We start from the raw sequence: 8,356 nt of genomic DNA, 5'->3' as shown, positions 1-8,356 counted from the left end.
GGGGCCCGCTACATCGCGGCCGCGGTTTTGAGTGTTACGACGTGGGGGCCCCCCTGTGCCGGGGGCGCCCCATCGTCGTACACAGACAGAAAACAAAGACGAATGAAGTGTCAGAAGAAGACCGAGCGCCGCTGTACCAGCAGCTTGTACAGCGTGTGCTGGATCTGCTCCCTGACCTGGTCGGTCAGGTTGAACATCAGCATCGGGTCCTCGGCGGCCTCCGGCGGGTAGCCGTCCGTCGGGATCGGCTCGCCGAACTGGATCGTCCACTTCGTCGGGAGCGGAATCCCGCCCAGCGGGCCCAGCCACGGGAAGGTCGGCGTCAGCGGGAAGTACGGGAAGCCCAGGAGGCGGGCCAGCGTCTTCGCGTTGCCGATCATCGGGTAGATCTCCTCGGCCCCGACGATCGAGCACGGGATGATCGGGGTGCGCTTGCGCAGGGCGGTGGAGACAAAGCCGCCGCGGCCGAAACGCTGGAGCTTGTAGCGCTCGCTGAACGGCTTGCCGATGCCCTTGAAGCCCTCCGGCATGACGCCGACCAACTCACCCTGCCCGAGCAGCCGCTCGGCGTCCTCGGCGCAGGCCAGGGTGTGGCCCAGCTTGCGGGCGAGTTCGTTGACCACCGGCAGCATGAAGACCAGGTCGGCGGCGAGCAGCCGCAGATGCCGGCCCGCCGGATGGTGGTCGTGCACGGCGACCTGCATCATCAGGCCGTCCAGCGGCAGCGTCCCGGAGTGGTTGGCGACGATCAGCGCGCCGCCCTCGGACGGGATGTTCTCGACGCCCTTCACCTCGACCCGGAAGTAGTTCTCGTACACCGGGCGCAGCAGGGACATCAGAACCTGGTCGGTGAGCTCCTCGTCGTACCCGAAGTCGTCGACGTCGTAGTCCCCGGTGAGGCGGCGGCGCAGGAAGGCCAGGCCGCTCGCGATACGCCGCTCCAGGCCGCCGTTCTCCTGCGGCTTCTGGGGCGGCTGTTCCTCACGTGTCACAGGAACATCATCCTGCGCGAAGGGCCGTCCGGGGAGGGGCTGGACCTCGCGTACCAGCGCGGATTCACCGCTCTTGCGCCGGCTCCCCACACTCCGGCGCCGCGACGGCCGTTGTACGGCGCTTGCGCGGGACCGGTCGTCGTCGAACGGAATGACCTTGGCGTCCGCCATCGTTGATGCGCTCCTCAGTTGGCGCTCTGCGTCGGGAGGTGGCCGCCGCCCAGCACGGGCAGCGCGGCGATCCGGTCGACGGCCCCCGCAAGGGCCTCCGGCGGCAGCAGACCCGGTCCGCGACTGCGCGCGAACTCGGCGAAGGTCTCCGCCGTCGTGAACTTCGGCTTGAATCCGAGCGTCTCTCGCATCTGGTCCGTCGCCACGACCCGGCCGTGAGTGAGCAACCGGATCTGCTCGGGTGAGAAGTCCGACATGCCCAGCGTACGCACCATGGATCCCGCCCAGGTGACCGCGGGGAGCAGAAGCGGCACGGTGGGGCGGCCCAGCCGCCGGGAGCACTGCGAGAGCAGCAGGACGCCGTCGCCGGCGATGTTGAACGTGCCGCTGTTGAGCGTGCCCCGCTCCGGTTCGTGCGAGGCGATGCGCAGCACCTCGATCACGTCGTCCTCGTGGACGAACTGCAGCCGCGGGTCGTAGCCGAACACGGTCGGCAGGACCGGCAGCGAGAAGTACGAGGCGAGCGGGGTGTCCGCGGTCGGTCCGAGGATGTTGGCGAACCTGAGCACGCAGACGGCGACATCGGGCCTGCGCCGCGCGAACCCGCGCACATAGCCCTCCACCTCGACCGTGTCCTTGGCGAAGCCGCCGCTGGGCAGGGACTTGGGCGGGGTGGTCTCGGTGAAGACGGCCGGATCCCGAGGCGCGGAGCCGTACACGTTCGTACTGGACTTCACGACCAGCCGCTTGACCGTGGGGGACTTCTGGCAGGCGCCGAGCAGCTGCATCGTCCCGATGACGTTGGTCTCCTTGACCGTGGTCCGGCTGCCGCTGCCCAGCGCCGTTCCGGTCACATCCATGTGTACGACGGTGTCGGCGCCGCTCTCGGCCAGTACCCGCGCGATGGTGGGCTGCCGGATGTCGGCCTGGATGAAGTCGGCACCCCCGAGATGGTGCTCAGGCGGTACCGCGTCCACGGCGACCACCCGGTCCACTTCCGGGTCTCGCTGGATCCGTCGTACGAACCGGCCCCCCAGTTGACGGGCCACTCCGGTCACGAGCACGACCTTGCCCAAGATCAGCGCCTTCCTTCCAGCACTCGTATCCCAGCCGAGTTCCCCGTGTGCGGCCAACTTAGCGGGTCGATGTTGCGCTGTGATGACCGCCCAATGCATGAAGTGACGAGAATTCCATGCATACGACCGGACGGATCAGCTTCCCGTCCAGGCATACGCACACGGTCCGCCCCCTCGCACATCACGTCGATACACGTGTGGCCCCCCACCGGGTGTGGTGGGGGGCCACAATCACGCCGCTTCCGCGGCGTCGCTTACTTCTTGTTGCGACGCTGAACGCGCGTGCGCTTGAGCAGCTTGCGGTGCTTCTTCTTAGCCATCCGCTTGCGCCGCTTCTTGATAACAGAGCCCACGACTTACCCTCGCTCACTTCTCATCACTCGGCGTTGGGCGCCATGGGCCCATACGACCTACGAGGGGCTAGCCTACCCGCCCGAGCGCTGAGGTCGTAATCGAGGGGGCGAGGGTGAATCCTGAACAGCCCTGAGGATCCCTCCCCGCCCTCTGCCGTCAGGCGGTTTCCACCCCCACGTAACTCTCGCGGAGGTATTCGTGAACCGCTTGCTCGGGGACGCGGAAGGACCGCCCCACCCGGATCGCGGGCAGATGACCACTGTGCACCAGCCGGTACACGGTCATCTTCGACACTCGCATCACCGAGGCGACTTCCGCCACGGTAAGGAACTGAACCTCGTTCAGAGGCCTCTCGCCAGCTGCAGCCATGACACACCTGAACCTTCCGCACTCGACGGCCACCGGCTTCCCCTTCCGGTGACTCTTCGTCGTTGCGTGCTCACTCCCCAATGTAGGGGCGGGTGATGCGAGTGGGGAAGAGGTGCACCCATCGGCGGCCTACTGTGACAGACACGCTCGATTGAGTACGTAGCGGGTAAGCGGCCGGTAGTAATCAGACCGCACAGCGTCATCAAGTGGAACGACGGCGGACACGACCCCCTCGGCCTCCCCCACAAAGAGCGCGGGGTCATTCGTATCGGCCAGCCCAATGGCCTCAAACCCCAGCTGACCTGCCCCGCAGACCCAACCGTGATCCCCGATCACCAGCTCCGGCAACGGCCCACCGGCCTCGGCCGCGGCGGCGAGAGCGGTGCGAACCGGGAGGGGTGAATGCGTGTGTGCGCCGGTCTCACGCCCGGTGCTCGGAGCGCCGGGTTCCCGCACCAACGCGACTCCTCGTACGTAGCCAAGGTTGTACGTGCGTAGGCCGAACCGGGTCGTTATGTCGACACAGTGACCATGCGCGGGGGTGAGGACGGCACACCCCGCCGACGACAACGCGTCCGCCAAGGCGGCGTAGAACCCGAGCAGCCGATGCGGATGGCCGGTGCCGATCAGCACCGGAGCGCTCCGCCGGGCGGCCGCCCCGATCCGGTCGGCGAAGGCATCCAGTCCATCCAGCGTCCGGTCAGGGTCGATCACATCAAGGCCGGAAGTGCACGCCGGGTCGGCCGAAACCCCACACTTGTCCGCCATCAACTCGACCAAATCCCGCTGTCCCCAGGTCCATTCAGGATCAAGCCCGATCAGCACACGAGGATCACGAGCCGCGAAAAGCCGATAACTCCGGAGACTCACCTCCCGCGAGGTCGCCACGACCCCGGCAAGCCGAGCAGCCAGAAGATGGGCACGAAGCGCTCCACGACTCAACACGTGAGCGATGGTGACGGATCGGAGGGCACAGGAACCGGGAGAACGCCAAAACACCCCACAGTCGGGCTAACCCACCCCCACAACAGCCCCACACCTCACAACCTCGCCGCCCGCCACCATCCAGCCCGCCCGGCCATCACCATCCGGCCCGCCCGGCCATCACCTTCCAGCTTGTCCGCCCGACACCATCCAGCCTGTCCTGCCAGCACCATCCGGCCTGTCCGGCATCATCCGGCCTGTCCGGCACCATCCAGCCAGTCCGGCCAGCACTATCCAGTCCGCCCTGCACCCTCCAGCCCGTCCGGCGTTTGAGGACAAGGCCCTTTCGGGGCCGGAGCGGGGCCTGGGGCGGCAGCCCCAGCGGGGTTCCAGGGGCAGCGCCCCTGAGACAGTCGGGGTCGAAGGGGCAGCGCCCCTGGGGATGGGACGGGTAGGGGCGGCGGGGGCGAGAAACCCTGGGCGCGCCACCCCACCCCCACCTACGCCAACAACCCCCGCAACGGAAACACAGCCTTACGGGTAGCCAGCACGGCCTGATCCAGCCGATCCGCAGGGTCGTACCCCGCCTCCCACCCGGCCCAAGCCACCGGCCACCGCCCATCAGTCATCCGCGCCGGCCCCAACTGCCGAGTCCGCGCAAAGACCTCCTGCCGCCACCCCTCCGGAATCATCGCCTCCGGCTCAATGGGCCGCCCCGCGGCAATCCCCACCAAATGCGTCCACGACCGCGGCACAACCTCCACCACGGCATATCCGCCTCCACCGAGAGCAACCCACTTCCCGTCGGAGTACTCATGCGCCAGGTCATGACACGCCACCTGCACAGCCCGCTGCGCATCCAGCGAAACAGCAAGATGCGCCAACGGATCCTCGAAGTGCGTGTCAGCCCCATGCTGAGTCACCAGCACCTGCGGCCGAAATTCGGCAAGCAGCTCCGGCACCACGGCATGAAACGCCCGCAACCACCCCGCGTCCCCGGTCCCCGCAGGCAACGCCACATTCACGGCCGCCCCCTCCGCACTCCCGGCCCCGGTCTCCTCCGGCCACCCGGTCTGCGGAAACAACGTACGAGGATGCTCATGCAGCGAGACCGTCAGAACCCGCGGATCCTCCCAGAACGCCGCCTGCACCCCATCCCCGTGATGCACATCGACATCGAGGTAAGCGACCCGCTCGGCCCCCAACTCCAGCAACCGCGCGATGGCCAGCGACGCGTCGTTGTAAATACAGAACCCCGAAGCACCCCCCGGCATCGCATGATGCAGCCCACCCGCGAAGTTCACCGCATGCAGCGCATCCCCCCGCCACACTGCCTCCGCGGCCCCCACCGACTGCCCCGCGATGAGCGCGGACACCTCATGCATCCCGGCGAACGCGGGATCGTCCAGGGTCCCAAGCCCGTACGACTGATCCGCCGCCCTCGGATCCACCGACGCCGCCTTCACGGCCTCGATGTAGTCCTCCCGGTGCACCAGCCGCAACGTCGACTCCCCGGCCGGCTGCGCCGCGACGACATCCACGTCCTTGTCCAGCCCGAAGGCATCGACGAGTCTCCTGGTCAGCGCGAGCCGGACCGGGTCCATCGGATGGTCCCGGCCGAAGTCATAGCCCGTTACTGCCTCGTCCCACATCAGCTGTGCGCGGCCGCTCATGCCCGCCACCGTATCGGTCCGATTGAGCGGCGAACGAACGGGCGTACACGAGCGTCACCAGCACCAACACCATCGGCACAAGCATCGCCCCGCGATAGCTCCACGCATCGCCCAGCGCCCCCACCAACGGCGAACCGATCAAAAACCCCACGTAATTGAACACATTGAGCCGCGCAACAGCCGTATCCGAAGCCCCCGGAAACAGCCGCCCCGCCGCCGCGAACGTCTGCGGCACCAGCACACACAGCCCGATCCCCAACAGCGTGAACCCCACCATCCCGACCCACGCCCCCGGCGCCCCGGCCACCACCGCGAACCCACCGGCAGCCACCAGCGCCCCCATCCGCACCACCACGACCGCCCCGAACCGCCGTACCCCGACGTCCCCGATGGCCCGCCCCAGCAACGTGGTGACCATATAGACGTTGTACGGCACGGTCGCCAGCTGCTCCGAGCTCCCCAGCACGTCCTGCAGATACTTCGCGCTCCAGTTGGAGACGGTGGAATCCCCGATATACGCGAAGGTCATCACCAGACAGAGCGGCAACAACATCCGGAAGACAACAGGCCCACTCTCCCCCGAGCCCGCCACGACGGCCCCGGCACCGCCCCCGTCCCCACGGCCCTGATCGACGTACCACCGACTCCCCACCAGCGCGGCCGGCAGCAACACCACGACAACCGGCAGATACGACACCACCAGCGCCAGATCCCAGTGCGCCCCCACCCACGCCAGCGACGCCCCCACGATCCCACCCAGGCTGTACGCCGCATGAAAGCTGAGCATGATGCTGCGCCCGTACGACCGCTGCAGACTCACCCCGAGCATGTTCATCGAGGCGTCCAGCGCCCCCACAGCCAGCCCGAACGCGGCGAGAGCGACCCCCAGCTCGACCGTCCGCTCCCCCGCCCCGACCCCGAGCAGCGCCAGGAGCACAACGGGCTGGGACCACCGCAGCAGCCGGCTCGGCGGTATTCGCTTCACCAGCCGCTCGGTCGTCACACTCCCGACCCCGGCCAGAATCGGCACGGCGGCGAGGAACGCGGGCAGCAGCGCGTCGGAGACGCCGTACCGGTCCTGAATGGCCGGAATCCGGGTCACGAGCAGCGCAAAGGCAACACCCTGAGCGAAGAAGCTGAACGCCAACGAGGCCCTACCGCGCCGCAGCACATCAGTCATGGCGGCGAGCGTAGGGCCCCGGACTACCCGTGGGTAGATCCAGCCAAAGATGAATTTCCCTCAGCTTTACTGATGCCGCCTCAGGCGGCGACACCGACCTCGGACCGCACGGCGTCCTCGGCCGCCCTCACCTCGGCGATGAGCAGCCGCGCCATGGGCTCGGCGGCGATGACCCGACTGACCACGAAGGCCAGCCCCATGGCACCGACCAGGACGACGGACCCGAGCCACACCATCGTGTCCACCGGCACCGTGTAGGCACCGACGGCCCGCACCACACACTCGGCAAGCAGTACGACACCCCACACCACGGAGAAGGCCCGCTCCCCCCGCAGAAACGCGCCGGACCCGGCCGCGCCCCCACCCGCCAGCCGCTCCCAAGCGGCCAGCCTGGCCGGATCCCCCTGCACCAGGAAGGGCTTGAACCCCTCGGTCATCATCGGCCGCCCCAGCGCCACCGACACCAGGATCGCGATGCCGATCGTGCTGTTGACGCCGCTGTCCTTGGCGAGCATCAGCCGCGGATCACCGGACACGAAGCTGAGCAGCAACGACACCACGTTCACGACCAGGATGAGCACGGCGAGCCCGTTGGCCCTCCGCTCCGTGACCGCACACCACACCGTCCGCACGGCCGGCACCACACTGCTCAGCGCCAGCGCCATGAACGTGCTCGCCCCGTAGCCGTCCTTGAAGAGGTAGTACACGCCAACGGGCACGGCCACATCCACGACCAGCCCCCCGAAGGCGTTCCGCTTGCTCGCCGTCCTGCTCGTCTTCGTCGTCATGCCCTCAGCTTCTCGCCCGGCAGGGGTCCACCAGTAGAAACGATCGTCCGGAGCTCGGCATGACAATTGTCAGACCAACAGATCGCCCAACTCACGCATGTCCGAGAAGAGTTGAGTGGCGCCGGCAAGCCTGTCGGCAGGCGTCATGGCGGTGAACCCACAGACATCCATCCCGGCCGCGACAGCCGCCTGCACCCCCAGCGGACTGTCCTCGACGACGACACAACGCTCCGGCGCGACACCCATCCGCTCGGCCGCGTACAGAAACAGATCAGGAGCCGGCTTCCCTCGCCCCACATCCTGCGAACTGAAGACCCGCCCGTCATCGAAGAACCGCTCAAGCCCTGTCGTCCGATGCCCCACCCGAATCCGCTCATGACTCCCGGACGAGGCCACGCAGTACGCCACCCCATCCTCGACCAGCTTCTCCAGCACGTCCTCGACGCCGCCCACAGCCTTCAACTCCCGCTCGAACGCGGCGAACACACGCGCATGAAAGACGTCGTCGAAGTCCTCCGGCAACCGCTCCCCGGTCCGCTCCAGCACCAGGTCATGAATCCGGTGCATCGCCGATCCCATGTAGTCCCGGATGGAGTCCTCGTACGACGTCGGATGCCCCAGCTCTGTGAGGTACGCGGCGAGCAGCCGGTTGGAAATGGGCTCGCTGTCGACGAGTACGCCGTCGTTGTCAAAGATGACGAGGTCATAGCGCATACGCACGAGCCTAATTGGTTGAACCGCAATTGGTGTGTGGTCCGGAAATGCAGAAAGCCCCCGGACCGGTATCCCCGGCCGGGGGCTCTCTCAAAATTTGTTCGGCGGTGTCCTA

The 8,356-nt window shown here is 67.6% G+C and carries 9 protein-coding genes; all 9 read right to left on the bottom strand.

Going from position 1 to position 8,356, the window contains the following annotated elements; all coding sequences use genetic code 11:
* Nucleotides 1-110 precede the first annotated feature (110 nt).
* Nucleotides 111-1,163 (bottom strand): lysophospholipid acyltransferase family protein, encoded by a 1,053-nt coding sequence (locus ACFWYS_RS44585; protein ID WP_384782401.1) that lies wholly within the window; start codon nucleotides 1,161-1,163, stop codon nucleotides 111-113.
* A 14-nt stretch (nucleotides 1,164-1,177) separates the two neighbouring features.
* Nucleotides 1,178-2,239, bottom strand: coding sequence for an NAD-dependent epimerase/dehydratase family protein (locus ACFWYS_RS44580; protein ID WP_384782399.1), 1,062 nt, complete (start codon nucleotides 2,237-2,239; stop codon nucleotides 1,178-1,180).
* Between the two features lie 254 nt (nucleotides 2,240-2,493).
* Entirely contained in the window at nucleotides 2,494-2,592 is a 99-nt protein-coding gene (locus ACFWYS_RS44575; protein WP_003948845.1) for a 30S ribosomal protein bS22, read from the bottom strand.
* 157 nt (nucleotides 2,593-2,749) lie between these two features.
* A complete protein-coding gene (locus ACFWYS_RS44570; RefSeq protein WP_004984898.1) occupies nucleotides 2,750-2,962 on the bottom strand; it encodes a helix-turn-helix domain-containing protein in 213 nt (70 codons plus the stop codon).
* A 129-nt stretch (nucleotides 2,963-3,091) separates the two neighbouring features.
* Nucleotides 3,092-3,907, bottom strand: a complete 816-nt coding sequence (locus tag ACFWYS_RS44565) for a phosphatase (RefSeq protein WP_384782397.1) — start codon at nucleotides 3,905-3,907, stop codon at nucleotides 3,092-3,094.
* Between the two features lie 479 nt (nucleotides 3,908-4,386).
* Nucleotides 4,387-5,559 (bottom strand): acetoin utilization protein AcuC, encoded by a 1,173-nt coding sequence (locus ACFWYS_RS44560; RefSeq protein ID WP_384782395.1) that lies wholly within the window; start codon nucleotides 5,557-5,559, stop codon nucleotides 4,387-4,389.
* A complete protein-coding gene (locus ACFWYS_RS44555; RefSeq protein ID WP_384782393.1) occupies nucleotides 5,510-6,739 on the bottom strand; it encodes an MFS transporter in 1,230 nt (409 codons plus the stop codon). The genes ACFWYS_RS44560 and ACFWYS_RS44555 overlap by 50 nt, the downstream gene beginning before the upstream one ends.
* A gap of 80 nt (nucleotides 6,740-6,819) precedes the next feature.
* Nucleotides 6,820-7,527, bottom strand: coding sequence for a VC0807 family protein (locus ACFWYS_RS44550; protein WP_384782391.1), 708 nt, complete (start codon nucleotides 7,525-7,527; stop codon nucleotides 6,820-6,822).
* Nucleotides 7,528-7,596: 69 nt separating this feature from the next.
* Nucleotides 7,597-8,241: an HAD family hydrolase gene (locus ACFWYS_RS44545; protein ID WP_384782389.1), complete on the bottom strand. Its 645-nt coding sequence runs from the start codon at nucleotides 8,239-8,241 to the stop codon at nucleotides 7,597-7,599.
* Nucleotides 8,242-8,356: the final 115 nt, after the last annotated feature.

This window comes from Streptomyces sp. NPDC059010, assembly GCF_042740355.1.
In the GTDB taxonomy this organism is placed as follows: domain Bacteria; phylum Actinomycetota; class Actinomycetes; order Streptomycetales; family Streptomycetaceae; genus Streptomyces.
The sequence above is the reverse complement of the archived record's forward strand: the minus strand, read 5'-3'. Positions and strand labels throughout refer to the sequence as shown.

Bases quoted from the DNA above. Each gene is read 5' to 3' on its own strand.
- ACFWYS_RS44585 (WP_384782401.1), bottom strand. From the start codon at position 1,163: ATGGCGGACGCCAAGGTCATTCCGTTCGACGACGACCGGTCCCGCGCA.
- ACFWYS_RS44570 (WP_004984898.1), bottom strand. From the start codon at position 2,962: ATGGCTGCAGCTGGCGAGAGGCCTCTGAACGAGGTTCAGTTCCTTACC.
- ACFWYS_RS44550 (WP_384782391.1), bottom strand. From the start codon at position 7,527: ATGACGACGAAGACGAGCAGGACGGCGAGCAAGCGGAACGCCTTCGGG.
- ACFWYS_RS44560 (WP_384782395.1), bottom strand. From the start codon at position 5,559: ATGAGCGGCCGCGCACAGCTGATGTGGGACGAGGCAGTAACGGGCTAT.
- ACFWYS_RS44555 (WP_384782393.1), bottom strand. From the start codon at position 6,739: ATGACTGATGTGCTGCGGCGCGGTAGGGCCTCGTTGGCGTTCAGCTTC.
- ACFWYS_RS44545 (WP_384782389.1), bottom strand. From the start codon at position 8,241: ATGCGCTATGACCTCGTCATCTTTGACAACGACGGCGTACTCGTCGAC.